We start from the raw sequence: 25,519 nt of genomic DNA on the forward strand, positions 1-25,519 counted from the left end.
GTCAGCCCTTGATCGAAAAGTTCGCCCCCCGGTTCAAAGTCCGGCTCAGAACGGTTCCCCTCCGATGCAAAATTTTGAAGGTCGCTTGTTCCGCAACGGGAGTTAAGCGAAATCACACCGCAGCGGCCATGTAGACATGGCGAAGTTGACAAAAAAGAGTATTGCTCATGTCGAGGTGTCTCATCCGATGGGCAATCGACAAAACAGAAAGGGATTAGGAGTGACAAAAACTGCGATCGTTACAGGTATCACCGGGCAGGATGGTGCTTATCTCGCACAGCTGTTGCTGGACAAAGGATACAAGGTCGTTGGCACCTTTCGCCGGGTTGTTTCCACGAATTTTTGGCGCATTGAAGATCTGGGAATTCGCAATCACCCCAATTTGGTTCTGTCCGAGCTTGATCTGACGGACATGGGGACGATGATCCGGCTTATTCAGCAGGTAGAGCCGGACGAAATCTATAACTTGGCCGCTCAAAGTTTTGTGGGCGTTTCGTTCGAACAACCGCACACGACGGCGCAGATTACCGGCATCGGTGCCCTGCATCTGCTCGAAGCCATCAGGATTGTGAACCCCAAGATCCGGTTCTATCAGGCGTCCACTTCCGAAATGTTCGGCAAGGTTCAGGAAGTGCCACAGCGCGAGACGACCCCGTTCTGGCCGCGCAGCCCGTATGGTGTTGCCAAGCTTTATGCGCACTGGATGACGATAAACTACCGCGAAAGCTATGGTATCTTTGGCAGCTCGGGCATTCTCTTCAACCACGAGAGCCCTCTGCGGGGGTTGGAATTTGTGACCCGCAAGATCACCGACGCAGTCGCCAAAATCAAATTGGGCCAGCTTGACTGCCTTGAGCTGGGCAATCTCGACGCGAAACGCGACTGGGGTTTTGCCCGGGATTACGTGGACGGCATGTGGCGTATGCTGCAAGCCGATGAACCCGACACGTTTGTGCTGGCAACCGGTCGTACCGAGACCGTACGGGATTTTGTCTCCATGGCATTCAAGAGTGCGGGAATCGAGCTGCGTTTCGAAGGCGAGGGCGAGAAGGAAGTGGCCGTCGACGCCGAAAGCAACCGTGTTCTCGTGCAGATCAGCCCCAAATTCTACCGGCCTGCCGAAGTGGATTTGTTGATTGGTGACGCAAGCAAGGCAAAACAAGAGCTTGGCTGGGAAGCCTCGACGTCCCTGGAGGACCTTTGCCAGATGATGGTTGAGGCAGATTTGGCGCGTAACGAGAAGGGCGTGTCCTTCTGATGTCTGCGCTCCGAGTTTTGATTACCGGACGCCACGGGTTTACCGGACGCTACGCCGCGAAAGAGCTTGCAAGGGCGGGATGGGATGTTTGGGGGACTGGGGCTCATCCGGCCCCTGAACCCGATCCCAATTACCTGGAAGCGGATTTAACCGATGCTCGCAGCCTTGAGCGGGTTATCACCAATGTTGCGCCGGACGCAGTGCTGCATTTGGCGGGGGTCGCTTTTGTGGCGCATGGGACAGCAGAGAGCTTCTATCAGGTCAACCTGATGGGGACGCGGTGCTTGCTTGAAACGCTGGCCAACACCGGGCACGGAAGCAAGGCCGTTGTTCTGGCCAGCAGCGCAAATATCTATGGCAACGCCACAGAGGCGTCCATCCGGGAAATCACTCGTCCGGCGCCGGTTAATGATTACGCGGTTTCAAAACTTGCCATGGAGCACATGGCCCGGCTGTTTGACGACCGCCTTCCTATCGTGATCGCGCGGCCATTCAATTATACGGGCAACGGGCAGGACCCCAAATTCCTCGTACCGAAGATCGTTTCACATTTTCGTCAAAAGAAGCCGCAGCTGGAGCTGGGTAATCTGGACGTCGCGCGGGATTTTTCGGATGTGCGCGACGTGGCGCGGATATACAGGTTGCTGCTTGAAACCGCGCCTCGGGGTGAAACCGTGAATGTCTGCTCGGGCAAGGCGACGGCGCTGGGAGAGATCTTGGATATGTGCCGGACCATCACCGGCCATGAGATCGAAGTGGTGTCCAACCCTGCTTTTGCGCGTGCTCAGGAAATAAAAATTCTGATGGGCGATCCAACACATCTGGAAAGTCTGATCCCGGTGGGCGTTCGCCACAAGCTGGAAGAGACGCTGCAATGGATGCTGAATACGTGATCCGTGATACCACCCTGAGTCAAATGAGGCCGGGCGCGGATATTCACCGGGCGTTGGCCATCCAAGACAAGGCTGTCGTTGCAGTGGGCAAAAGGACTGGATGAAGATGTGCCGCTGAGTGCGAAAGTATCAGCGGTGCGCGGCAAAACCGATGAACTGCAAAAAAGAACTGAAGGCACTGTGAATGCAATCTGAGCGCAACATTCTGGAACGCCTGCTGTTCCGACCCTCAAACGGACGTCCAATACGTGCTTTGCGGAGGGTACTGTTTCACACCAATGGGAAACCGCGTGGGGTGTTTCGAAACTGGATTCTTGAGAGCGACGGATCCCCGAAGCACCCGTTCCGGCAGTGGATGAACAGCCCGGATTATCTGATGTTGCCCTGGCCTGCGAGCCAACATCCCGGCGCGTCGCCTGAACCGGCAACAGTGGCCAGCAACGAGACATCCTCTCTTTCGGAAGGCACAGACATCTCTGCACCATTCGAGCCCTTCGTGCAGAGCTCGGATCTTGTCATATCCCGTGGCGCGGCGGGAGGGTATTGGATCACGCACCGCAGTGATGCCGTAATTGGCTGGTCTATGCGTCAGGAAGGCCGTTTCCAGGAACAGGCCATCGACGATGTGATTCAAATGCTCAGGGAAAACGGACATGATGTTGCAACATCATGTTTCGTGGATATCGGCGCGAATATCGGATCCCATTCGATGCATGCGGCGCGACGCGGCTTTGACCGGGTTATTGCCTTCGAACCTGATCCGCAAAATTTTCGCCTTTTGCGCGCGAACGCGCTGCTGCATGACGTAGAGCATAAAGTAACCTGCCATCAGATGGCTGTGTCGAACCGGAACGGAACGATGCAGATGGAACTTTCTCCGTCCAATTTCGGAGATCACCGTCTGCGCGTTTCCGACGACACAGCCGCAAACCTGCATGACGAAGGTGACTGGAACCTTCAGGATGTGCCGGTTCGTACCTTTGACAGCCTGGTACAAGACGGCCTGCTGCCCGAAAACGGGCCAGACCTGATCTGGGTCGACACGCAGGGGCATGAAGGTCACGTGCTGAGCTGTGCACAGAGCCTGACCAGAATGCGTTGTCCGGTTGTGCTGGAGTTTTGGCCCTATGGTCTTGAGCGTTCAGGTGGCTACAAAATGCTGCGGGACGCGCTCGCGTTACGCGACGACGTGCAGATCATCGACCTTGGTGCCTCCGGCCCGGGACGCTTGGCTCATCGTTCTCTTGAAGCGCTTGATCAGATGTATGACGATTTGCGGCAAAGTGAATCCAAATCCGGATCTCCACATACTGACCTTCTGCTCATGCCAATCCACTCAAGCTCCTGATTGATCTTGCTGCTGTTTTCAGCCCAGCGAATACGAGTTCATTGAGTGGCTCGTCTCGCAGGGCAGGGCACTTGAAGTGGTCTGGCTTATATGACGGCACCTAAACCCCCTGAAAGGCGGGAAATCCGGGCGCTGCTGCATTCATTCCCCTTTATCGACGTCCCCAATGCCGACGATACCTTTGACGTATTGCGCACCTGCCATATGATGGCTGTGTTTCAACATGGCTCGGCCTCGTACCATATCAGATCAACGGTGCTGAACCTGCAATCGATTTGGTAAAACCTTTCCGGGTGGCGGGTTTGTATGACGTCCGCATGTGCCCCGGACAAGGGGGTAAGGGGTTTCGTCCATGGCCTATGTTTCAGGGCAACCAGAGCAGGATCTGGATATTGCAACCGGACGTTCCACCCGGCCGCTACGCGTTCTGCAATTGGGGCCAGCATTCGAACGAGGTGGAATTCAGCGCCATATTCTCGACCTGACGAGTTACCTGCGGGATCGGGGACATCATGTCGAGTTGGGGGGATCGCCTGGTCCATGGGGCCAGGAAGGGCGCGATATCGGGTTTCATGCGTTGAACCTGAAACATGTGTCGGAAGATGAAGGTCTCAGTATGATGAGGCGGCTCGGAACCGCCATGGGCTGCGCGCAAAAACTGCGAAAGATCGCCGCCCGCGGTCGTTTCGACCTTGTTCACTCTCACGAAACTGCCCCTGCGCTTGTGGCCCGGTTGGCGCTTGCCGGTCAGCCGGCACGCCGTCTCTTTACCTTTCACGGCTCGACGCCCGAACGATATGGTGGGGTGACGCGCAGTGCTCAGTTCGCGGCGCATGTCACCGCCTGTCCCAGCCGTAAAACCCTTGATGAACTGATTGCGCGTGGTCTGCCACGGGCGCGCACAGCCCAGCTTGGGCTTGGTGTGCCGGCACCGCCAGATCAGGACCCCGCCGCCGTTCTGGCGCTGAGACAGAAGCTTTTGCGCGACCAGGAAGGTGTGCTGATATTCAGCCCGGCCCGGTTGGATCCGCAAAAAGGTATCGACGTGATGATCGATGTTTTGGCCCGGCTGGTGAAGGTCCGGCGCGATATCGTGATCGCATTGGCTGGTCACGGTCCTTTGGCGGACGTGCTTTCGGACTGGATTGCTTCGGCCGGGGTGCGTGACAACATCCGGGTTCTGGGGCCGATCGATACCGTCCCCCTGCATATGGCCGCCGCGGATTTCATGCTGCTCACGTCCCGGTGGGAGGCTCTGCCGATTTCAATCGTCGAGGCCTTTCACGCCGGTTTGCCCGTGATAGCGACCGATTGCGGCGGTGTGAGTGAGCTTGTGTCGGACCGGGTTGGGCGGCTTTGCCCTGTCGGTGATGTCGAAGGGCTGACCGCTGCCGTTCTGGAACTGGCAGGGGACGAGGGGCTGCGTAAAACCTTGGGGGCCAACGCCCGCGCATTGGCACGTGAGGACCGTTTCGACCCAACCCATGTGCATGAACGGATCGAACAGATTTATCGGCAGATGCTGGATGGGGTGGCCTGACAGAGCGCAGGAAGTGGAAACAATAAGGGGATGTTTTGTATATTATCGAGTATTTGGGCTGCTTTGAGGTGAAACCGCCTGCATCCGAGCCTTGTGTCAGTATGCGCCCCGGATACGGTGGGATGCGAAAGAAGGACCGGCACCTGCATGCGCCGTGTCCAGGCCGACGATTTTGCCGGGTGCCTGACCTGAACCGAGTGGACTGGAGAAGCCCATGAAACAGCCTTCCCCCGCGCTTGACCGCAACGATCTGGCAATACTCCTGTTCATTCTTCTTCTTGCCGCAGTCCTCAGAAGCGCCGGGCTGAACGCGCCCCTGTGGTATGACGAAATCCGGACCGTCGATACGCATGTCAGCCTTCCGTGGAATGAGATGATGCGCGAATATTCGATGAACCATCATTACTTTTTCAGCATGAAGGCAAAGCTGGTTTCCCAGATCTTCGGAGATCAGGCCTGGGCATACCGGTTTCCGGCCGTCCTGTTTGGCGTCGGTCTAGTCGGGGTAATCTGGTGGCTGGCAAAAGAGGTTGCAGACAGCACGATTGCGCATGTTTCTGCCTTGCTGGTGGCCCTGTCCTATCATCAGGTCTGGTTCTCTCAGAACGCGCGCGGATATACCGAGCTTGCATTCTGGAGCACGCTTGGCTTCATTTTCTTTCTGCGGGGGATGCGCCAGCCAGCGACCGGCACCTGGGTTGCATTCGGCTTTACCGCCGCGGCCGCTGTTTTCACCCATCTGACCGGTGCATTTTTCTTTGTTGCACTGGGTCTCATCTGGCTGCTTTCCCTTGTGACCGGGTTCGGCCGGGGCACTTTGACCCGCGAATGGGTGCTGCATCCGCTGGTGGGTGTTGCGGTTGCGCTGGTTCTGGTCCTGTTCGCGTATCTGCCGATCTTGCCAAGCATAGCGGGCACGGTGAGCGAGGTTTCGGCGACATCCGCCGTGGACCCCATGCAGGAATACCAGAACCCGCTCTGGACAATTGTCGAAGGTTTGCGGACCGCGGTTGGGGATACCGGCCCGCTGATGTTGTTCATCGCGATCGGTGGGCTGGCCGTCATCGTCTTCGGTGCCGTGGGGGCGCATGCGGCGCAGCCGTTGTTTTTCCCGTCCATCGCCATGCATATCGCCGTGACGCTGCTGCTTCTGCTGTCGCTTGAGATGCGGATCTGGCCGAGGTTCTTTTTCGTCGATATCGGGCTGATCATTATTCTGGCCGTTGTGGGGTGTCGATACGGTGCTGATGCGGTGGCACGGTGGGCTCAACAGCCCCGGTTTGGATCGCCGCTCTTTGCGTTGGGCGTTCTGGCGATGATCGTGGTGTCCGTGTTCTTGGTGCAGCGGAACTATTCTGCTCCGAAACAGGATCTGGCGGGGGCTTTTGCGCTTGTGGAAGAAACCCGCAGCCCGTCAGAACGGGTATATGCGATCAACCCGGGCGGCCCCCTTTTCGAAGACCACTTCGATGCCGACTGGGGAACCATCGGGGATGCGCAGGACTATTCCGAGGCCATGGCCCAACCTGGCCCTGTGACGCTGGTTGTTCTGTTCCCAGACCGGATGTTCCGTGCCATTCCTGATCTGCAACGTGATGCGGAAGGGCGGCTGGAACGCGTGCATGCGTTTGCCGGGACGCTGGGGGACGGGCAGGTTCTTGTCTACCGGCGCAGATGAGGCCGAGGGGTCAGGATGAATGACCGTCCAGGGGCTCAAACCCCAGGCTGCTTTCGACAATGTAAAGCGGGCGTTTCTGAGCCTCTGCATAAAGCCGCCCCAGATATTCCCCGATGACGCCCAGCACGACAAGTTGCAGGCCACCGATCAACAGCACTGCAACCATCAATGAGGCATAGCCGGGTACATCCACCCCGTAGACAAGGGTGCGTGAGATCAGGAAAACACCATAGATGATCGCGGCCAACGCAGTCAGCATGCCGACATAGCCCGCAATCCTGAGAGGCACGGTGCTGAACCCGGTAATACCGTCCAGCGCAAAGTTCCAAAGGCGCCAGTAGTTGAATTTGGTCTGCCCCGCCGCACGCTCGGGGCGGTCATACGCCACCTCGGTGTGCCGAAACCCGACCCAGGCAAAAAGGCCCTTCATAAAGCGGTTGTGCTCGCGCAGCTGCCCTACAGCCTGAACCACGCGCCGGTCCATAAGGCGGAAATCGCCGGTATTGGCGGGTATCGGTACCCCCGAAAGCCGGTTGATGACCTGATAGAACTTCCGCGCTGTCCAGCGTTTCATCGCGGTATCGCTGTCGCGGTGGCGCCGGACGGCATAGACGACATCGAACCCTTCGCGCCATTTTTCCAGAAATGTCTCGATCAGTTCAGGCGGATCCTGCAAATCCGCGTCTATGGGAACAACGGCTTCACCCGCAGCTGCATCCAGCCCCGCCGTCAATGCGATTTCCTTGCCGAAATTACGTGAAAAGTTCAGCACCTTGATACGATCATCGCGCTCATGCGCCGCAGCCAGAATCCTGGCGGTCGCGTCTGTGCTGCCGTCGTTGACGCAGATGATCTCGTGGCTTTCCCCAAGCTGATCGAGGAATTGCCCCAAACGTTCGAACAGAACCGGCAGAACTTCTTCCTCATTGAACATAGGTACAATGATGCTGAGTGTCGGGACGTTTTGGTCCGGGGCTGTCCCCCGAGATAGAAATGTGGGGGTACTCATGTTTAACGTCACCATGACGCAGGCCTTTTTTCGTTCGTTTGAGCACAGGTGATCATGGTTTTACCTTAGGCTCAAAAAGTTCTGCCTGCGCGCGTAGTTTTTCGAATTTCTGTGTCTTTTCATAGTCACTCAACGCCTCACGCCGTGCATCGGTGATGACAAGCTCTCCTTCGTGGGGCCACGTGATCAGCCAGACGCGGGATGTGGGGTTGGTGCGCAAAGAGATATCGTATTCGGAGACGACGAAATTCGCATCATTGATGTAATAGAACAGCGGTGTATCGACCCAATCCCGGTTCCTCAGAAAAACAAGATCGCTGGGCTGCATTTCAGATAGCACGGCTTGCGCAATGCCTTGATAATCGTTGGGCGCGCCGGGCTTTCGGGTGGCGTAGGGTACGCTGGCAGCAAAGACGAGCAGGCACAGGCTTGTCGTTGCCAGCCTGAAGCGAATGTTCTGAAACAACCAGACCGCCCCGGCCGCGGAAAGGATCAGCAGGTAAGGCACAAAAACCAGAAAAGCCCGCGAGGCAAGGACGGATACCACATGGGACGCTGCAAATAGGATCAACGGTGCGGCAACCGCCAGCAGCCACAAAAGCAGTGCCCGTTCCTGAGGGTGATGCAGGGTGCGCGATGGAAGGCGGGGGACAAACCTGCCCCAGACCGCGCCCAAGGCAGGGATGAGCAATGCCAAAAACGGCAAGATGGTCATTGCCATCAGGGCTTCGTTCCGACGGTGTGCGATTGAGGCGAGCCAGAATATGAAGCTGGCTGAGCAAACAGCCAGCAGGCCCGGAATCCAGACGGGAATCCGAGGGGTCGTGGCGAAAATCGGTGCCTCGCGCTTGGGGGCTTTCAGGCTGGCTGTCAGCAACAGCAGGGCAAAGGCCAGAAGTAACCAGCTCCAGATCACATTGATCTGTAGCTGTGGAATGGAGAATGCGTCTTTGGCGAACAGAAATCCGAAAGAGAAGTACTCGACCAGAAAACCCGGGTATGGATCAAACGCTGCGCCTTTGCGCGCGCGATAGACGGCATGCAGCAGCGCAGGGGCGGCAAGGATGAAGGCAAGGGATTGTATCTGAAACAACCGGGCACCCTGCCACAGGCCGATCCTGTGTGAAAAGCGGGTCGGTACCAACTCGGACCGGGGCAGAACCAATGCAGTCCACAACAGGTGGATCATGATCAGGGGCCAGAAAAACTCGACTGTCAGCACTCCGGCCACAACTGACGCGACATAAGCAAGCTCAAGCCAGGGCCGTGGTCTGGGTGTTCTCACCAGGCAGAGCAAAAGCCAGGTCGCCAGTAGGGAGAGGAAGGCGCCGGCGACATACATACGTGCCATTTGGCTCCAGAAGATGTGGAAGCCGTGAAGCGACAACAGCAATGCGGCCAGGCAGCCGATGGACGATCCGAATATGCTGCGCGCAATCAGAAAAATCAGCGGCACCGATCCCATGGCAAACAGGACGCCCGGAAACCGCAGTGACAGATGTGAGGTTCCGAACAGCTTTGTCCAGCCCAGCATGCTGACATACCACCCCATGGGATGCGGTTCGTCATGGAAATGCCACCAGATCGTTCCGGCAAGATCATGGCGGGGCGGTGGCTCGGAAATACCCGGAACCAGCTCGATACCGGGGATATAGATTTCCGGATGGGACATGCTGCGTTGCTCAATCCCCCAGAGCCGCAGCAGGACAACACATATAAGAGCAACACCCAGGACACACAGGACAGCATATGTGCGGTATTCACGCCCGATTAGAAAAACGCTTTTCTCATCTGATGATATCATTGCAAAAAACAGCCACTCTGAAACACATCTACTCGGACCGATAATCCGGGAATGATACTACAGGATGTGGCTCAAGTCACTCTGGCGCGTTGCGTGGCCTGGCTCGGGCACGCCTTATTCTGCGCTATCGAATGGATATCGTACCGCGCTGAGCGTCAGCTTTTCGGACCAGATGACGGCACCATCCCCGCCGACCATCGACACGTCGGTCACGTCCGGCACTTCACCGTTCCAGCCTGCGGTATAGAAACACCCGCCATGTATAGTGTAGCCGCGGCTCTCGACGTCGTGAAATGCGCTGCGGACGGTTGGCATCGCGACATGTATCACGTCAATTCGGTCCCCGCGAATAGGGCGCACGCGGATTTCCGAGAACCGCAGAACTGCTGTGGGCGTGACACAGACACGACCGATTTCGGGCTTGTCGCTGTCAGCGCACATGAAGTTGCCGGAAAAGCCGGGGCTTTGTGACAGGCAGATATAGGCGGCACCATGATACAGATAGACGGAATTTGCGGCCGGGAAGGCGTCACAGGCTTTGGGACCTTCATACAGCCCGCCGTCAGCTTACCAGTCCAGATCATACATGTTCTTGAAGATACCGGGACGAAAGTTTCCGGCGTGAAATACGGTCCAGCCGATCATGTCTCCTCAATCCAGATCGGGATAGTCTGTATGCCCGACGATGCGGAATGGCGCACCGTCGTAACCTTCCAGGTCTGAGAGCCGTGTCATGATTTGTTCGGCAAGCGCCTCATCACGGCCTCCCATTTCGGACTGATCGTACCAGACGAACCGCGCCATGACCGCGTATGTAAGCGCAACGATCAGGGGCAGACCCAGAATGGCCGGTGACTTTAATCCCTGTACCCGTATTCCTGCACCAACAGCCAAGTAGAAAACCGTAGCCGGTAAACCTACATAGGCGACGGCCCGTGACGGTATCCACTGCCCAACGTAGGAGAACCAGATCAGTAAGGGCAGCAAGAGAATACCGGTCATGCCCGTCAGGATACGCAGGACATTCACCCAGTTGTGCGGGTTCCGTATAAGGACTGAAATGCTCAGCCCAACGCCCAGCAAGAACCCGATTCCGATATAGGCGGTGTTCAGGATCTTGATTGCCCAGGGTATTCTTTGTAGCGACCCCCGCCAGATTTGGCCAAGCAATTAAAGGACCGTTTCAAGCTTGCCCTGCAACTCGTGGAGAGAGGGCATCGCGATACGGTTGGTCGTGGGGACGTGGTCACGCAGCTGGGCCTGCGCAAAGCGCAATGCATTGCGCACCGATCAAAAGCCAGATCACCCGCGCGCCAAAACCTTGCAAAATGCCCCGTTCAAAACACTTAAACCCCGCAACGGAAAGCAGCAACGCCAGCGGGAAAGCAAACACGTGGCTCGAAAAAGTAAGGGCGTTGATCATGTAGATGTGATGAACGCCAAGCGTGAAAATCAGGAAGGTCGCAAAGGGTCGGTTATCACGATCGCTGGATTGCCGCGCCAGCATCCATGACAACAGAAGGAAGACACCTGCCGCCAGACTGGCCTGCGAGACAGGCAGAAAACGTTCCTGTAAAACATGAAATAGAGAACCTCCATCGCCCAGCGACCTTCCTCGGTCGTCCAGTTAAGAGGCATCCCATCTTCGGGTGCGCCAGTCATCCGGGTTTCTGCCATCCTTGACCAAGCCCGGTGCGGTTGTGAACGCATAAACAAGTAGGCTGACGGAATTTGACTGGTAGCGCGAAGCTCATGTTACTCGTTTTCTGCAGATACATGGCGCACGAGTGCCCATCACCCGCTCAGAAATACTCTTTCAACTTGCGGGCGCGTTTCATGTTGGACGGCAGAGACACCGTCGCCCGAACCAGTTTCGCCACTGCACGCATGCCCGGAACCGCCTTGAGCGCGGAAAGCCCCTTGGATGTTTTCAGCAGGGTTTCGTAGGTCTGATTATCTGCATGCCTGAAATCCTTGGCGTGCAAATCTTCACCGTTGTTCTCGGTCGGGGCAGACACAACCGAGGTCGCTTTGCGGTTAACGTCAAACACCACAAAGGATTCAAAGAAACTGATCCCCCAGGCGCGTTTTTCTGCAGCATTCGGTGTCAACCTTGCGAAACGGTGGTTGATACGATCAACCATGTTCATGGCATATTTGATAAAGGATCGGTTCCGAAGCCCGAACCCTTCCATGTAGGATGTATGCGTGTCCTCCACGACAAGCATCCCGCCATCCTTGATGTGTGGCAACAGGCATTCCGTCGTAATGATCTGTTGTTCATAGGTGTGGCCGCCATCATCCAGAACGATGTCGATATCACCGACTTCCCTTACAATTTTTTCAAGGAAATCCGGATCGCTCTGGCTGCCGATGAAAATCTCGAACCCTTCCTGTTCCCAGCGCTTTGCATCGGGGTTCAGTTCAACGCCGATGATGCGGGCCTGAGGGCCAAAGAACTCCCGCCACATGAAAAGAGATCCACCACCCAGAACGCCGATCTCAACAAACGTGATATCCTTTCCGATGTAAGGAGAAAAAAGTTTGTCATACACATCGAAGTAAGTGGAATGCTTACTGCTTTTGTATGGGCTGTTCATATAGGCCTGATAACTTTTCGACTCTAACATCTCTACGTCCTCGGATCTCAACTTGTCATGCGCTCCACCTGTCGAAGCGGGTATTCATAAACTGGGGCGTCAATTCCATTACTTCGTCTGTTTGGCTGTTTTGTGGCTCCGCTCTTTCCACAGCCTCAGGCCTTGGTGGCTTCCTGTCAAACGCCGTGGGCCCGGTCTGGGGCACTTACTTGCGCGTTACGATGATGGCATAGGAAGAATAGACCGCCCATTCGCGCCGGGCGCACAGGCGCGCCAGCCCGTTATCCAGCTGCCGCAGGCCGAAAATCTTATCATAGTAATGGTGCCCGTAATATTCATGTACTTCGATGCTCGAAAACCCGACATCCGCCAGCGCCTTTCGCATGTACGGGGTCGAGCCGCGACACAGTGAGTAGTAGGCGGGGAATTTGCCGGTATTCTGGCCATCAAAGCGCCGGGGCTGCAACAGTTGAACCGCCTTGCGTGTCAGTTGTTCGGGAAACAGCCAGTTGATCAGGAACGGCGAGGCGAAAATGGTTGGCACCAAGTGAACAGCAACGCCACCATCCGCCAGAAGGTGATGCATGTTTTTGTGGAACTGCTTGCCGTCGGGCATATGCTCGCCACAAAACTTGGACATGATCAGATCGAACCTCTGATCCACATGGCTGACATCGCCGCAGGCGTTGATCTGAAGGGTGTCGAACTCATCGGAAACATGGGAAAGCTCTTCGGCACTTATGTCACTGATCGTGAAGGATGTGACATGATCAGGCAGTGTCTTGTCGCCGGTCGATCGGCTGGTCGTGCCACCGATTTCCATGATCCGGGCCGGTTTTTCATCTGTTATGATGTTCCAGACCGTATCCAGATAATCCTGTCTGCAATCCGTGTGCCAGCGTATTTCTGACTGTACCATTTACTCTCCCAAAAAACCCGTAACCTTGCGCGGCGTTCGAAACGGGGCCAATCGCGATAAAAAGATTTTTGCAATACGCCTTTTAAGGCAGTGACATGGCTGTTTGACCAATCTTTAGATGAATGCCGACAGCATTCAAAGAACGTATGCACCCAAGTTTACATGACTGGCAATGCCAGGGGGCGGAATAGATATGGGCGGGTCCGAATTTTCGGTACCCGCCCATGCAGTGGTAATCAATAGGCTGTATTTTCAGCGATCTTTGCCGTTACGCGAACAAATCAGAATACGGCTCGACAAACGGGGCTTCTTCGCCGACCGCAAAGGTGTCAACGCTGTCACCAACGTACCAGTCTCTTTCCTGTCCGTCGGCGAAATCGAAATCCGTATTGGTTTCGTCCAGGACAACGGCACCATCGACCAGAATCTGAAGGCGGTCGGTGTCCTGATCAACCATCAGGGTGACCTGATGTGTTTCACCGTCGTTCAACTCGACATCCTTGACCTTGAAGCCTTTACGGAACCCGTCATCATTGTTGTCGACTTTTGCGACCAGATGCCCTTTCTTGTTCAGCTTCAGACCGAAATTCGAATGGTTCCATACAAGCCGTTCAGCACCCGTTTCACCTTCGTCACGGGTTATGTCGACCGAGAAGCTAACCTGCGACGCGTCAGAAATTCCGTCCAGGGTTCCGATGTTCCCCCGGCTATTCTGATTGGATATGTCGATCATCGACAACTCGCTTTGCCAGCCGCCACCATGGGCAGGTTCAGAGCCGGTGTCAGGCTGCTCGGCGCTTGTATCGCCTTCGGCCTGCGTCTCATCGGCCGGAACATGGGTTTTACCAACGTAAGAAACCTCGTCCAGGCGTCCGATAGTCTCCGGGCTGTCCTGATGGGTTATGTCGATCATCAGTTCGCCCTGCGGGTCGGCACCAAGAACAGGCTCGGACTCGGCGTCGGGCTGCTCGGACCCGGTATCGGGCTGCTCGGACCCGGTGTCAGGCTGCCCGGACCCGGTATCGGGTTGCCCGGATCCGGTATCGGGTTGCCCGGACCCGCTGTCCGGTGGTGTGGGGTTGGTGTTGGGTTGTGATCCCCCGGGGGTAACCTGCTGCGGAGGGGTGGATCCCGTGGCACCGTGCGAGACGGCAGAGCCGGCGTTCAGTGTGTCAGCCAGGCTGCCCGGGACGACGACATATTGGTTGTAGCCATTCCCCTGTGCCGTTGCCTGATAGGTGAAGTTCTGATCGTACTCACTGGGCTGAATCAGGGCGTTGTTGGCTACGTTCCAGTCAGCCTGCCCGTTATACCCCACGATCTGAGACGTAATGTTCTGATCGATGGTGACGTTTTTGGAACCGGCGGAAACGTTGATGGCCGGGATTTCGATCCCGCCTGTCAGCGTCTTTTCGTCTACGTGCAGGACCGAATTTTTGGTGATCGTCAGCCCATCCACACCATAAAGAGAGATCCCGTGGAAGTGACCGTTGTAAATCGTGTTCCCTTCGATCAGTACGTTGTGGTGGATCACGCTGGGATCGTCGATGTTCTTGCCGTCACCGCCAGCCCAGATGGTCTGAGTGAAATCCCCGTTGGCCATGTCAAAGAGGTTGTTGCGGATGGTGATGTTGTCGCTGCCGCTGCCATAGGCGCGCTGAATCTGGATCATGTCACGGTGATCGCCCGAGCCAGCCGCGCCGCCGAAATCGTGCAGGTGGTTGTTCTCGACCAGGATGTTGTCGACATTGTCAAAGACCAGACCATCGGAGCGGATCGTGTGGATGTCGTTGCCGGTGACATTGATCCCGTCGGAATTCACCGCAATGACAGCCTTCCACCATTGTGAGAATTCGGTGTTGTTGATGTTGATATTGGTCGAGCCGGCGATGTTCAGACCTGTGCCATAGCCGGTACCGTCTGCCGATGTTCCGGTGCCGCTGGCAACATCGCCGTCGAAGATCGAGTTGTTGAACGTAATGTTCTGGCTGTCGTAGACGCCGAATTTGCTTTGAAAGTGGTGGTCGCCACCACTGAAGCTGTAGTCAAACTTGATGCTGTCGAACGTGATGTTCGAAGATTGCTTGAGGTGCACATCCGAGAAGCTGGCTTTCGCATTCGGATCCGCGGACTGGATCGTCACGTTCGATGCGAAATTGGTATTGTGGAGGTTCAGTGACCCGTAGTCACCTGCAGTAAGGAGGATCGTCTCACCACCGCTGGCCTGTGACAAAGCCTGGTTCAGCTCTGCGGCGGAAGTTACAATGATAGTCGTCGACATCTTTCACCTGTGTTTCCAAATGCGCTTATCCCAAAGCGCTGAAGATCCCGCTCACCCAAGGGGTATGGAACAGTCGCACAAGGGCGACAGATTGGCCGGAATATGGCTATGTTTGGAAACTGTTGCCTGTATGAGGACAATTTTGCCCTTTTGCAGTCATTTCCGAGTGAACTCGATACTCGATACCGGGAATTGTTCCACTTCCCTTAGCGGTTGCCTAGGGTTTGGCGAATTGATTCCTCCAGGGCAACAATGGCCACAAAATAGCCATCATTCAGGCGTGTCCTTGCGTATGGGCGATAGGCATCGGCAATGAATTGCCCGGTGCCGTAAGGGAAACCTGGGCGTTGCAAGGGCCATTCGGGCGTGCCATGGCGCCAGACGGGCAAGCAGGCGCGATAGACAGTGGAACCCGCCTTGCCTACACTTTCCTGCAAGTGTGGTTATCAGAAAGGTGCGTTATGGCCGGGTCCCGGATTCTCGTCTTGGCAGGGGCGCTACTGCTCATGTTGGGTTTTGATGTGGCGGCCCAGACCCCCTGTCAGGGGCGAGACGTGCGAACGCACCTTCCCGCAACTCAGACCAAGGGGCAGCCGGTCGCAAATGCCGCCGATCTTGGCGCAGCCCTGCAAAATGCCCAGGGCGGGGAAATCTTTCTTCTGGCGCCGGGGAATTATGGAACCCTTAGGATGAACACAGCATACCGGTCACCCGTGGTGATCCGGTCCGCCGATCCTGCCGCGCCGGCCTGTTTTACCCGTCTGGTTCTGGAAGGAGCCAGGAATGTGCATCTGGATGGTGTCTATTTCGATTACACCTACAATGCGGGCGACCCGCATTTCATTGCCTATTTCGTCATCCTGAACAGTACGGACATTGTGATATCGAATTCCGTGTTCGACGGTGGGACTGCAAGGGGAACAGGGTCCGAGGCGGACGGGTACAGTATCGGGATCGGCCTGAAAATCGAGCGGGGCGGGAACCTGACCCTTTCAGGCAACGAGTTTCGCAGATGGTGGACAGCAGTTCTGTCCGTGCAATCGCGGCAGTTTGTCTTTACGGGCAACAACATTCACACGATTCGGTCCGATGGGGTTGATGTGGATGCCGCAGATGGCCTGACAATCGAGCGGAACCGGTTTCACGATTTTGGCGGTGCGGCTGGATCCCAGGATCACCGCGACATGATCCAGATTATGCGGGTATCGCCCCGGGGGTCTTCGGACATAGTTATCCGTGACAATATATTCGACATGGCCGGTGGCGATTTCACCCAGACCATCTGGGCTGGCGGAGACGGCAAGGACCTCGGCAACCCAGTCATGCGACACCGCAATGTGCTGGTTGAAAACAACATGATCTACAATGGTCATATTCACGGCATTTCGATCCATGGCTCGGACAATATCTCGATCAGAAAGAACTCGGTGATCCATGTGCCCGGCGGTCATTCGGTTCCGGTCATCAACATTTCTCCGGATTCGACCTCGGTGGTCATTGAGCAGAATGCGGTGGCCAATATCATCGGGCACGAGAACCAGCGCGATTGGGTTGTGCTCAACAATGCGTTGATTCAGGATCAGACCCCCTCTCAGGGTGGGCATTATGACAGCCAGTTCATCTATTACGCGCAAGGCAGGAAAGACGGATACAACGAATACGGCGTGCGCCCCGGCAGCCAGATTGATCGCCTGAATGCGGGGTCCAGCTTGTCGCAATCCTACCCCTCGCGATGAGGACATTGCGGGCAATGTTGTGGAAAAGTGATTGGCTTCGAGCGCACGGCCAGAATACTGACAATATGTTAGTGCAATCTGTAATGTGTTATCCGTTTAAAGGCAGGAATTTTAGATGACAGCCGTTTTGTCAGCGAAAGCCAGCGCCCCGGCGACCAAGCCGATCGTTCTCGCCTTGCTCATTTTCTCCTTTGCGATGCCGTTTTATTTCCACTTGGGGGGGCTCAAGCTCAGCGGGTATCGGGTGATCCTGCTGTTGTTCATGTTTCCTGCGATTATCGGATGGCTGAGCGGCAAGGCTGGAAAGATCAGGCCGATTGATATTTTGGTGATTTCATTCAGCTTCTGGTCGGCTCTGTCCTTTTCAGTCAATCATGGTTTGGCATCGATGTGGCAGTTCATCGGAATGTTCATGATCGAAACTCTGGTGCCTTATTTCATTGCCCGCACCTATATCCGCAATCTGGAATCGTTTCGGTATTTTGTGAAATGCCTGTTCCTGCTCATCCTTATTCTTCTGCCTTTTGCTCTGTTCGAATCCTTTACGGGCAAGACCCCGCTGTTGAACCTGTTCGGCAAGGTTTTAAGCGTCTATCAGAAGTGGATTTTCGAACCTCGGCTTGGATTGCTGCGGGCGCAGACAACGATGCCGCATCCTATCCTGTTCGGCGTGTTCTGTGCGCCGGCCTTCGCGCTGACCTGGTATGTGCTGGGATGGCATAAATCGTTCTTCAAGAAGGTTGGCCTGACCTCGGTAGTAGGGGGGGCGGTGTTCTTTTCCCTTTCATCGGGTGCGTTTCTGAATGTCGTCATTCAGTTGGCGCTGATGGGATGGAATTGGGTCTTTCAGTTCCTCAGGAAAAAATGGAAAGTTCTGCTGAGCATATTTTGCGTCCTGTATTTCATTGCCGAAATCGGTTCGAACCGGAGTATGTTCCAGATCTTTGCTACTCATTTCACGCTGACACCTGGCACGGCATGGGCGCGAATCCACACATTCAACTTTGCGTCTGACGATATTTTACGGAACCCGATATTCGGGATCGGCCTGCATGACTGGACCCGCCCCCACTGGATGGTGCTGCTGAGCAGCGTCGACAATTTCTGGCTCGTGGTCACGTTGCGGCACGGCTTTCCAGCCTTGTTTCTGCTGGTGGGGGCCGTCATCGTCACGTTCTTTCAACTGGGCAGCAGAAATTTGACCGGGGCAACGGCAGATGCGCGCCTTGGATACCTGATTTCGCTGCTGGGCCTTTGCGTGTCGGCCGTCACCGTCCACCTTTGGGATGCCACGTTCTGTTTTTTGATGTTTCTGCTGGGGGCAGGGGTTTGGTTTCTGGATGCAGATGACGGGTCCGGTCAGGATGGGGACCAGGCCCAGGCCGAGGAAGGAGGGCGAAAGATGCGGTATACCCGGTTTCCCAGGGCCCTGCCCGGAGAACTGTCTATCGGGCGCGTTGCACGCACCCGCTAGCCGGTCGTCGTCCAGCGCCGTCTGGCCATTCCCAATGCACGCCGAAGGCGGCGTAAGGGCGCGACCCTGCCAGACAGGACCGCTTGTATCTGGTGATCAGTCATATCCTCGCGCAAGGATGTTCGGGGGCGCAGGAAAGCGTTCTTTTGCCAGGTTCCGCCATCGCTTGACCAGGCGGCCGTGTATCCGGCCATGCGCAGGGCGCGCAGTACACGAGCATCATACCGTCCAAAGGGTATGCCTGCCTCGGTTACCGGGAGTGCGCATATCATTTCCAACTGCGTGCGGGATTCGCTGAGTTCCCGGACCAGTGCGGCGTCATCCAGCGTCGGCCAGGCAAGATGGTCGACCCCATGGCTGCCGATTGTCATGCCGGCGACCTGCAACGCGTGCAGATGCCCGGTATCCAATGACCCGGCCTGCCCGATCCGCCCGGTCAGGACAAAGAACCGTGCTCGAAGCCCCCGTGCCGACAGCGCTGGCAGGGCGATGTCATGATCCGAAAGATTGCTGTCATCGAAGGTGATGGTGAACCGGTTCGGATCGGGGTCTGCGGCGATCCGGTCCAGAACCCGTTCGAATTGCTCAACCGAAAGCCAATAGGGGGCCTCGCCCGGTTCCAGAGGGCGTTTTGGTGTTCCGATGCCGTGAAAGTTGATACCGATGGGCTTTGTCATGAGCGCAGTTTCTTCAGGCGGGCGTGAATGGTTTCGGCGATGCTGATCAGGGCAGAGCTGGCGCCGGCAGGGCGGAACTCGTACGGGCCCGCTGCGCGCAGCTCTGTGCCGCCCGTGCGCAGCTTGTAACGTGTGACGGAAGGGTTGGCTTCAGGATCTATCCCGCCCAGGTCGAAATACTTCAGGCCCAGGTCGCGACAGCGCAGCATGGAATGCCACATCAGATAATGCCCGGCATTCAGGCGCCGCCCGGTGTCCAGAGTGGCCCCGAACAGATAGACGGCATTGGACCCAGCCCGTCCCAGCGTCATCGCGGCAATGTCGGCCCCGTCCTTGCGGGCAAACAGAACCTCATGAGCAAAGTCAGCCCCCTCAAGGCCATAATAGAATTCTGGCGGGATATCCGGCCGAAAGCCTTTGGCTGCCTGAACCTCGGTATACATCGGATGAAACCGGTCGGCTGCCTGTGCAATCGGCACGATATCCAGATCAAGACCGGCTTTCAGCGCATTGCGCAGGGGGTTGCGCCATTTTCCGTGCAGGGTACGCATCAGTGTGTCTTCGTCCTGGGTACAATCCACGACCACGGTTCGATAGGTCGGGGATCGATCGGTGGGCAAAAACGCTTCGCTACGGGCCAGCTGATCCAGCAATGCAACATCATGCCAGGGTGTGGCCGGAAACCGCAGGCGCAGGATATGCCCGCTCTCCTGAGCATACGTACGCAGTGCGGCCAGCACGGCACGCAGTGTTGCAGCGTCGGGATCAGGCCGATCGACATGCTGTACCAGTGGTCCGGCGGCAAGCCATGCAATGCCGCGCCGCAGGCCGGGAACATGTTTGATGCGCAGACATGCGGCGGCAACAGGCTGCCCGTCCGGGGTGGTGAGCATCAGGAACTGTACGTCTGCCCCGATCCGGCGGGCCGCCGCGCGGGCATAGGTCAGGCTGTGTTCAAGGGTCAGGTCGCGGAACGACGCGCTGAGGGCGGGCCACTTTTCTTCAGGCAGAACCCGTGCGGAGAGCTGATATGCGATCATATCCGCCTCATATTCTTGTTTTGATCCAGCTGGACCACAGCGATTTGTTTTTCAGCGGGATCACGGCCCTCAGCCGGGGTGCAACCCGCCCGAACCAGAGCCTGTAATAGACCAGGTGCAACACACGCGCCCAACCAAGGCAGAGCTTCAGCAAGACAGGGGATATTCCTGATCGCCTTGAGACGATCAGGCGATGAGTGGGCACCGATTCACCGCCATAGACCAGCTTGTAACCATATGCGCCAACCCCGGCTTCGATCCGCGTCACGCCTGCGGCGATCAGCTGTTCGATCATCTGAACCAGACCGATTTTCCCAAGGCTGAGGCGTTCCAGTTCCGGGTCGGTCGATCTGGCGGGCAACCGCCAATGGCAGGTCTGCCCCTTGACCAGGCAGAATTGGGTGGCAAGGGGGCCGTCCTGGCCCTGCTGTTCGACAAACCAGGTTTCCTGCCCCTGCTGGGTGGCGTCTGCCAGATCGCAGTAGAAGGCGGCGCTGCCAGGCCAATCCACGAAATGGCCTCCTTTTCCAACCTCCTGCCATTGCCGGTTGTGGAAGTCGACGAAATCCCCGAATTGATGCGCATCAGGATGGACCATCCGTGTTGTCAGGCCGTGGTCATTCTGTAGGTGTTTCAGATCCCGCCGATACTGACCCCGCCGTTTCTTGGACAGGTTGGCAAGATAGCCCTCAAACGTATCGGGCAGTTCAAAAACCGTATGGGTGCCAGCCGGCGTGTCGATCAGCGCCAGCCCCGGTGCCACCCCATTGCGGACGGCTGCCAGCATGGTGCCGTGTTCCGAGGCGGGGGTGAAACTGACCAGATGCGCCCGGCCATCGTCGAGAAGGCCGTTCAGGGCCTCGGCGCAGCTGTTCTTTAGCGCGGTTTCCGTGGCGGCCAGTTGGAAAATCACCGTGTTGGGATCGGTTGCGGCCAATTTGGCGATACGGATCCTCACAGGCCCCAGCCAAACCGGATAGATCATGAACGGCAGCAAAGCGACCAGCTGCCCCTGGGCGTCATATGCCACAAGGGTCCGGAGCGTTTTACCGCGCCCGAAATGAGCCCACCAGGTCAGGACCCAGACCGGAGCGGCATAGATGTCCGCGCCGGTCTGTCGGGCCAGTGCGGCCCACGCATCGGTCATGTGTTCAAGGCCCTTGACCCCATCAACCCATTTGAATGTCAGCCGGACGTCTGTGTCGGTCACTCTGTCGGCTCCTGGCTGGTCAGGTGATAGCGCAGCGAGGCCCGGGCCAGACGCCGCCGCGCGGCAGCTTCTTCCCGCTGATTTGCGACCGACATGACAAAGCGCAATACGGATGACCCCACAAATACCATCCGGCCGCGGAACAGGCCCCAAAGGCCATAATGTTTGCGCAGATAGATCATCTTGCTTTTCTGCATTTGAACATACATGCGCGAGCGGATCTGGGCGGTGCTTTTGCCGCCTCCCTCAAGGTGCAGGATGCGCGCTTCGGGGGTGAACACGCATTTCCAGCCTGCATCGCGGATGCGACGGCACCAGTCGGCCTCTTCCGAGTAGACGAAGAATGCCTCGTCCAGAAGACCCACGGCCTCGAAGACACGACGGGGCACAAGCATGAACATGCCCGAGACGACGTCGACCTCGCGTTGCGAACACCGATCCCAGTCTCCGTACTCGGCGCGGGCCAGAAGCGGATTGCGCCGAGACAGGCGGTGCAGCCCAAACTCGATCAGCGCCAGGTTTCCCGGACCCGGGTCGGCAAAACAGGTGCGCTGAATGGTGGTTTCATCTTCCAGGACCTGACATCCAGCGCAGCCGACATCCGGGTGCTGATCCAGCCAGTCCAGCATGGTATCGATCGCACCATCCAGAATGATGGTATCGGGATTGAGCAACAGCAGATTGTCACCCCGTGCGATTTCCAGACCCTGATTGTTGGCGGCGGCAAATCCCCGGTTCGCGTCATTGGCGATCAAGCGAACATCAGGGAATTCGTCACGGACAAGATCGACAGATCCGTCGCTTGATGCATTGTCGACGACGATGACCTCATGCGGCTTCCGGGTCTGCCGGGAAATGGATATCAGGCAGTCCCGAAGAATGTCCCGGGTATTCCAGTTCACGATGACAATGGAAACAGCGCACTCGCTCTGCGTGCCGTGTGACGGTGAAGTCATGAAACCCTGTTCTCGTTACTCGCTTACATTTTCAAATTGTTTAGCCATTGTTCTGATCTATGAATACACTCAACGTCATTAAGCGACGGCTGTTGTTAAATAGTAGCTGTGAAATTCAGAGCGAATAAACCGGTATATTGAGGTATTAGTTTGGCTGTGCAGGAACTTGAAGGGCAAGATAGTGTTGCGATTGAATGCACTGAAACCCTGACCGCAGACCGGAATGCCGAATGGATGACGTTTCTGAATGCGGCCCGGCATCAGCATCCGCGGCAATCTCCGTTGTTTACGAATTCGGAACAAAGATTGAATCGCAAGGTGATTTATGCCTCGGCGCGCCGGGATGGGGCGCTTGTGGGTGTCGCTCTGATCTCACTTGAACCGCACCCGTATCTGCCCGGCGCCTGGGCCCGGGCCCACTGCCTGAGCGGCCCGGTTTGCGACGATGCCGCCGACATGGTGGCGTTTCTGGATGGCCTGTGCCGACAGCCGGGGTTTTCAAGGGTCGGCAGCCTGACTGTCACCCCGTTCTGGACCGAAGAAGAGGCCGACACACTGGATGCCGCTCTGTCTTGTGCGGGTTGGCGCGTGGCTGAAGAAGATCAGTTTCGTGAAACCGGATGGGTCGACATATCGGTCACGAGCGAAGAGATCATGGCGGCGTTTTCCAAAAGCGCCCGTCGCGAGGTCAGGCGCGCCGAACGGCAGGGCGTGACGTTCCGAAGCGCGCAGACCCCGGAAGAGTTCCGCATTTTTCTCGAGAGCATGAACCGGTTGCGCGTTTCGCGCAGGCTGCCCGAGCTGAGCCTTCCTGCATATGAGGCGATGTTTGAAGATGTATTGCGGCCCGATGAGATTGGCACCGTGATCATGGCCTGGCAGCAAGAGGCCTTTCTTGCCGGGCTTTTGGTGTATCGCAGCAGGGACATTGTGCACGGCCGGCATTTCACCACCGAGCCGGATCATCTGCGGGCGGCGGGCAATCTGCGTATCGCCCCGGCCTTGTGGTTGGAGGCCATGAGATGGGCCAAGGGCAAGGGCTGTAGCACCCTGGATGTCGAGGGCTATCACGTACCGGTTTCGGGCGAGAAGAAGTTCAACATTCACAAGTACAAGTCAGAGTTCAATCCGCGCGTCGTGCAGCGGATTTCAGCACGTGAAAAGGTGTTGAACCGGTCTGTGTACCTGACGGGAAATGCGCGTGATCTGATCCGGGGGCAGTTGAAAAAGCTCAAGAGGGCAGCTGCGGGTTAGGTCCCTGAACGATTGGTAAGGCGAAGTATGAATCTGGCTAAGAAAGGCAAATTGCAACTGATCCGGGGGGCCGCGCGACGTGGGCCGGTTGTTCTTGTCCGGCAGCTTTGGCTGGCCCTGATGGACAGCTTTGTGCGCAAACGCCATCTGGTATTCCGGCTGGGCGCGACCAGTTGTGCTGCCCAATCACAAGCCGGGCAGGACGCGCAACAGGTGCGGGAAATCCGATCACGCGAAGACCTTACCAGTGACGAACTGGCCAGCCTGATGGACCCTGAGGCGGCGCATGACTGGGGAATGCTGGAATGGCTGGACGCCGGGTGGCAGCTTTGGGTGCTGACGGAAGAGGGGCGCATCCAGGCGGTGGCCTGGGTTAGGGATGCCGCGCATAGCCGCGATTTCTTTGTGCCCCTCACCGACACAGAAGAGCTGTTCTGGCATGTTTATGTCCTGCCAGAATACCGCGGCAGAAATTTGCAGGGCCGGCTTTGGGACACGATTGTTGCCAACAAAATATCCGCGGGAATCGACGGGTTTTATACCAATTGCCGGGATTACAATTTACCTTCCAGGCTCAATATCCTGAAAACGGGGTTTTCACCGGTTGGGCACTGCAATGAATACCGCCTGACACATCATCGGACTTGGCGGCAGTACTGAAATGCGGGGGTGGCATGAGCAGCGACACACATGAGACCGCGCTTTATTGCGGCGACCCGCCCATGCAGTTTGCCAATCTGTTTCGCCGGGACCCGGCAGGCGGATATACGGCCCTGTTTCGGAAACGCCCGGTTTTCTGGAGTTTCAATACCCGCGTGGCGATCCGGGCGGCCTGTGATCTTTTGGCCTTGCAGCCCGGGGACGAGGTTTTGGTGCCAGCCTATAATTGCGGCTCAGAGGTTGATCCGCTGATCGACGCGGGTCTTTCGGTCCGGCTGTATCCTGTCTCGGACAATTTACTGGCTGATCCGGATCGCATTGCACCGCTTATCACGGAGCGCACGCGGGCGATTTACGTGACGCATTACTTCGGCGTGATCCAACCCTCACTGACCGGGCTGCGGGCGCTGTGTGACCGGCACGGGTTGCGGTTGATCGAAGATTGCGCGCTGAGCCTGCTGAGTGGTCAGACCCCCGCCGAAGGCCGGGTGGGTGACGTTTCGGTCTTCTGTTTTTACAAGTTTGTTCCGGTTTTGGGCGGCGGCGCCTTGGTGATCAACGCGCCGGATCTGCATGCTGAGCATCCGTTTACACGCCCGCCCCCCCGCAAGATGGTCACCAAGATGCTGCTGCGGGCCGGGCTGGGCAATGTGCTTGGTACAGCGCGCCTGAAAGGGCTGGTGCAGGCGTTGCGGGGCGGCGAACAAATCCCCGTGGACATGTGCCCTGAGAGAGAACTGGAAGATATTCCAAGCCATTACTACTTTGATCCGGCTCTGCGCAGCACCCGCATGAGCGCGTTTGCGGCCCGCCCCTTGCGGGCGTTTTCCGTATCCGAGGCCATCGCAACGCGCCGGGCAAACTGGGAAAGGTACCGTGAACTTCTGGCTGATGTCGCGGGTGTGCGCATGCTTGTGCCCGAGCTGACGGTCGACACCTGCCCGCTGAACATGCCGGTGTTGGTGGAGGAGCGCGACCGTGTCGTGCAGGCTTTGCAACACGGCGGGATCGGGGCAACACCTTGGTGGGCGGGATTCAACCGTAATCTCGACTGGACCGGACAGGCCGAAGCGATGGCGCTTAAGAATGACGCCGTGTCACTGCCGCTGCACCAGTATCTTTCCGAGGCGCATGTCGATTACATCGTCTCGGAACTGAAGCGGGCATTGCAGGGGTGAGTGT

Annotated in this window: 24 protein-coding genes; 11 read left to right on the plus strand and 13 right to left on the minus strand. The window is 57.0% G+C overall.

Annotated features, from left to right (window positions below):
• Positions 1-220: 220 nt before the first annotated feature.
• The 6 genes from gmd (at position 221) to GOW56_RS19480 (ending at position 6,717) form a co-directional block, all read left to right on the plus strand.
• Positions 221-1,258, plus strand: a complete 1,038-nt coding sequence (gmd, locus tag GOW56_RS19455) for a GDP-mannose 4,6-dehydratase (RefSeq protein ID WP_367397138.1) — start codon at positions 221-223, stop codon at positions 1,256-1,258.
• On the plus strand, positions 1,258-2,151 hold the full coding sequence (locus tag GOW56_RS19460) for an NAD-dependent epimerase/dehydratase family protein (RefSeq protein WP_171120436.1): 894 nt from the start codon (positions 1,258-1,260) through the stop codon (positions 2,149-2,151). The genes gmd and GOW56_RS19460 overlap by 1 nt, the downstream gene beginning before the upstream one ends.
• A 184-nt stretch (positions 2,152-2,335) precedes the next feature.
• Positions 2,336-3,499 carry an FkbM family methyltransferase gene (locus GOW56_RS19465; RefSeq protein ID WP_171120437.1) on the plus strand — a complete coding sequence of 388 codons (1,164 nt, stop codon included), beginning with the start codon at positions 2,336-2,338 and terminating at the stop codon, positions 3,497-3,499.
• Between the two features lie 90 nt (positions 3,500-3,589).
• Positions 3,590-3,781 carry a hypothetical protein gene (locus tag GOW56_RS19470; RefSeq protein ID WP_171120440.1) on the plus strand — a complete coding sequence of 64 codons (192 nt, stop codon included), beginning with the start codon at positions 3,590-3,592 and terminating at the stop codon, positions 3,779-3,781.
• 70 nt (positions 3,782-3,851) lie between these two features.
• Positions 3,852-5,039 (plus strand): glycosyltransferase family 4 protein, encoded by a 1,188-nt coding sequence (locus GOW56_RS19475; protein ID WP_171206917.1) that lies wholly within the window; start codon positions 3,852-3,854, stop codon positions 5,037-5,039.
• A gap of 214 nt (positions 5,040-5,253) precedes the next feature.
• The gene (locus GOW56_RS19480) at positions 5,254-6,717 is read left to right on the plus strand and encodes a glycosyltransferase family 39 protein (RefSeq protein WP_171120444.1); all 1,464 of its coding nucleotides are present in this window, start codon (positions 5,254-5,256) and stop codon (positions 6,715-6,717) included.
• 10 nt (positions 6,718-6,727) lie between these two features.
• Here GOW56_RS19480 and GOW56_RS19485 read toward each other — a convergent pair whose 3' ends face one another.
• The 9 genes from GOW56_RS19485 to GOW56_RS19525 form a co-directional block, all read right to left on the minus strand.
• Positions 6,728-7,726, minus strand: coding sequence for a glycosyltransferase family 2 protein (locus tag GOW56_RS19485; protein WP_171120446.1), 999 nt, complete (start codon positions 7,724-7,726; stop codon positions 6,728-6,730).
• A 52-nt stretch (positions 7,727-7,778) separates the two neighbouring features.
• The gene (locus tag GOW56_RS19490; RefSeq protein WP_171206918.1) at positions 7,779-9,398 is read right to left on the minus strand and encodes a glycosyltransferase family 39 protein; all 1,620 of its coding nucleotides are present in this window, start codon (positions 9,396-9,398) and stop codon (positions 7,779-7,781) included.
• Positions 9,399-9,644: 246 nt separating this feature from the next.
• On the minus strand, positions 9,645-9,971 hold the full coding sequence (locus tag GOW56_RS19495) for a hypothetical protein (protein ID WP_171206919.1): 327 nt from the start codon (positions 9,969-9,971) through the stop codon (positions 9,645-9,647).
• 210 nt (positions 9,972-10,181) lie between these two features.
• Positions 10,182-10,700 carry a hypothetical protein gene (locus GOW56_RS19500; protein WP_171172414.1) on the minus strand — a complete coding sequence of 173 codons (519 nt, stop codon included), beginning with the start codon at positions 10,698-10,700 and terminating at the stop codon, positions 10,182-10,184.
• A 76-nt stretch (positions 10,701-10,776) separates the two neighbouring features.
• Positions 10,777-11,046: a hypothetical protein gene (locus tag GOW56_RS19505; protein WP_171206920.1), complete on the minus strand. Its 270-nt coding sequence runs from the start codon at positions 11,044-11,046 to the stop codon at positions 10,777-10,779.
• A 286-nt stretch (positions 11,047-11,332) separates the two neighbouring features.
• A complete protein-coding gene (locus GOW56_RS19510; protein WP_253282635.1) occupies positions 11,333-12,160 on the minus strand; it encodes a class I SAM-dependent methyltransferase in 828 nt (275 codons plus the stop codon).
• A gap of 175 nt (positions 12,161-12,335) precedes the next feature.
• Positions 12,336-13,049, minus strand: coding sequence for a bifunctional 2-polyprenyl-6-hydroxyphenol methylase/3-demethylubiquinol 3-O-methyltransferase UbiG (locus GOW56_RS19515; protein WP_170346957.1), 714 nt, complete (start codon positions 13,047-13,049; stop codon positions 12,336-12,338).
• 268 nt (positions 13,050-13,317) lie between these two features.
• Complete coding sequence (locus GOW56_RS19520) at positions 13,318-15,330, minus strand: right-handed parallel beta-helix repeat-containing protein (RefSeq protein WP_171206921.1); 2,013 nt, start codon at positions 15,328-15,330, stop codon at positions 13,318-13,320.
• Positions 15,331-15,536: 206 nt separating this feature from the next.
• Positions 15,537-15,767 carry a hypothetical protein gene (locus GOW56_RS19525; protein WP_171206922.1) on the minus strand — a complete coding sequence of 77 codons (231 nt, stop codon included), beginning with the start codon at positions 15,765-15,767 and terminating at the stop codon, positions 15,537-15,539.
• A 69-nt stretch (positions 15,768-15,836) separates the two neighbouring features.
• On the opposite strand from GOW56_RS19525, the gene GOW56_RS19530 reads away from it, so the two are divergent.
• Both GOW56_RS19530 and GOW56_RS19535 read left to right on the plus strand, forming a co-directional pair.
• A complete protein-coding gene (locus GOW56_RS19530; RefSeq protein ID WP_171172421.1) occupies positions 15,837-17,066 on the plus strand; it encodes a right-handed parallel beta-helix repeat-containing protein in 1,230 nt (409 codons plus the stop codon).
• A 115-nt stretch (positions 17,067-17,181) separates the two neighbouring features.
• On the plus strand, positions 17,182-18,540 hold the full coding sequence (locus tag GOW56_RS19535; RefSeq protein WP_171172423.1) for an O-antigen ligase: 1,359 nt from the start codon (positions 17,182-17,184) through the stop codon (positions 18,538-18,540).
• Here the strand turns inward: GOW56_RS19535 and GOW56_RS19540 are convergent.
• From GOW56_RS19540 to GOW56_RS19555, 4 genes are read right to left on the minus strand one after another with little or no spacing between them, the layout of a single operon-like run.
• Positions 18,537-19,217 carry a polysaccharide deacetylase family protein gene (locus GOW56_RS19540; RefSeq protein ID WP_171206923.1) on the minus strand — a complete coding sequence of 227 codons (681 nt, stop codon included), beginning with the start codon at positions 19,215-19,217 and terminating at the stop codon, positions 18,537-18,539. The genes GOW56_RS19535 and GOW56_RS19540 overlap by 4 nt on opposite strands.
• Positions 19,214-20,257 (minus strand): GNAT family N-acetyltransferase, encoded by a 1,044-nt coding sequence (locus GOW56_RS19545; RefSeq protein WP_171206924.1) that lies wholly within the window; start codon positions 20,255-20,257, stop codon positions 19,214-19,216. The genes GOW56_RS19540 and GOW56_RS19545 overlap by 4 nt, the downstream gene beginning before the upstream one ends.
• 7 nt (positions 20,258-20,264) lie before the next feature.
• The gene (locus tag GOW56_RS22130) at positions 20,265-21,467 is read right to left on the minus strand and encodes a GNAT family N-acetyltransferase (RefSeq protein WP_171120470.1); all 1,203 of its coding nucleotides are present in this window, start codon (positions 21,465-21,467) and stop codon (positions 20,265-20,267) included.
• Complete coding sequence (locus tag GOW56_RS19555; protein ID WP_171206925.1) at positions 21,464-22,423, minus strand: glycosyltransferase family 2 protein; 960 nt, start codon at positions 22,421-22,423, stop codon at positions 21,464-21,466. The genes GOW56_RS22130 and GOW56_RS19555 overlap by 4 nt, the downstream gene beginning before the upstream one ends.
• 234 nt (positions 22,424-22,657) lie before the next feature.
• Between GOW56_RS19555 and GOW56_RS19560 the strand changes: the two genes are divergently transcribed.
• Genes GOW56_RS19560 through GOW56_RS19570 form a run of 3 tightly spaced genes read left to right on the plus strand, consistent with a single transcriptional unit; the run spans position 22,658 to position 25,515 of the window.
• Positions 22,658-23,677: a GNAT family N-acetyltransferase gene (locus GOW56_RS19560; protein WP_171172430.1), complete on the plus strand. Its 1,020-nt coding sequence runs from the start codon at positions 22,658-22,660 to the stop codon at positions 23,675-23,677.
• 27 nt (positions 23,678-23,704) lie between these two features.
• Complete coding sequence (locus tag GOW56_RS19565) at positions 23,705-24,337, plus strand: GNAT family N-acetyltransferase (RefSeq protein WP_171206926.1); 633 nt, start codon at positions 23,705-23,707, stop codon at positions 24,335-24,337.
• A 14-nt stretch (positions 24,338-24,351) separates the two neighbouring features.
• Positions 24,352-25,515, plus strand: a complete 1,164-nt coding sequence (locus tag GOW56_RS19570) for a DegT/DnrJ/EryC1/StrS family aminotransferase (protein WP_171206927.1) — start codon at positions 24,352-24,354, stop codon at positions 25,513-25,515.
• Positions 25,516-25,519 lie beyond the last annotated feature (4 nt).

The organism is Ruegeria sp. HKCCA0235A, from assembly GCF_013033235.1.
GTDB lineage: Bacteria > Pseudomonadota > Alphaproteobacteria > Rhodobacterales > Rhodobacteraceae > Ruegeria.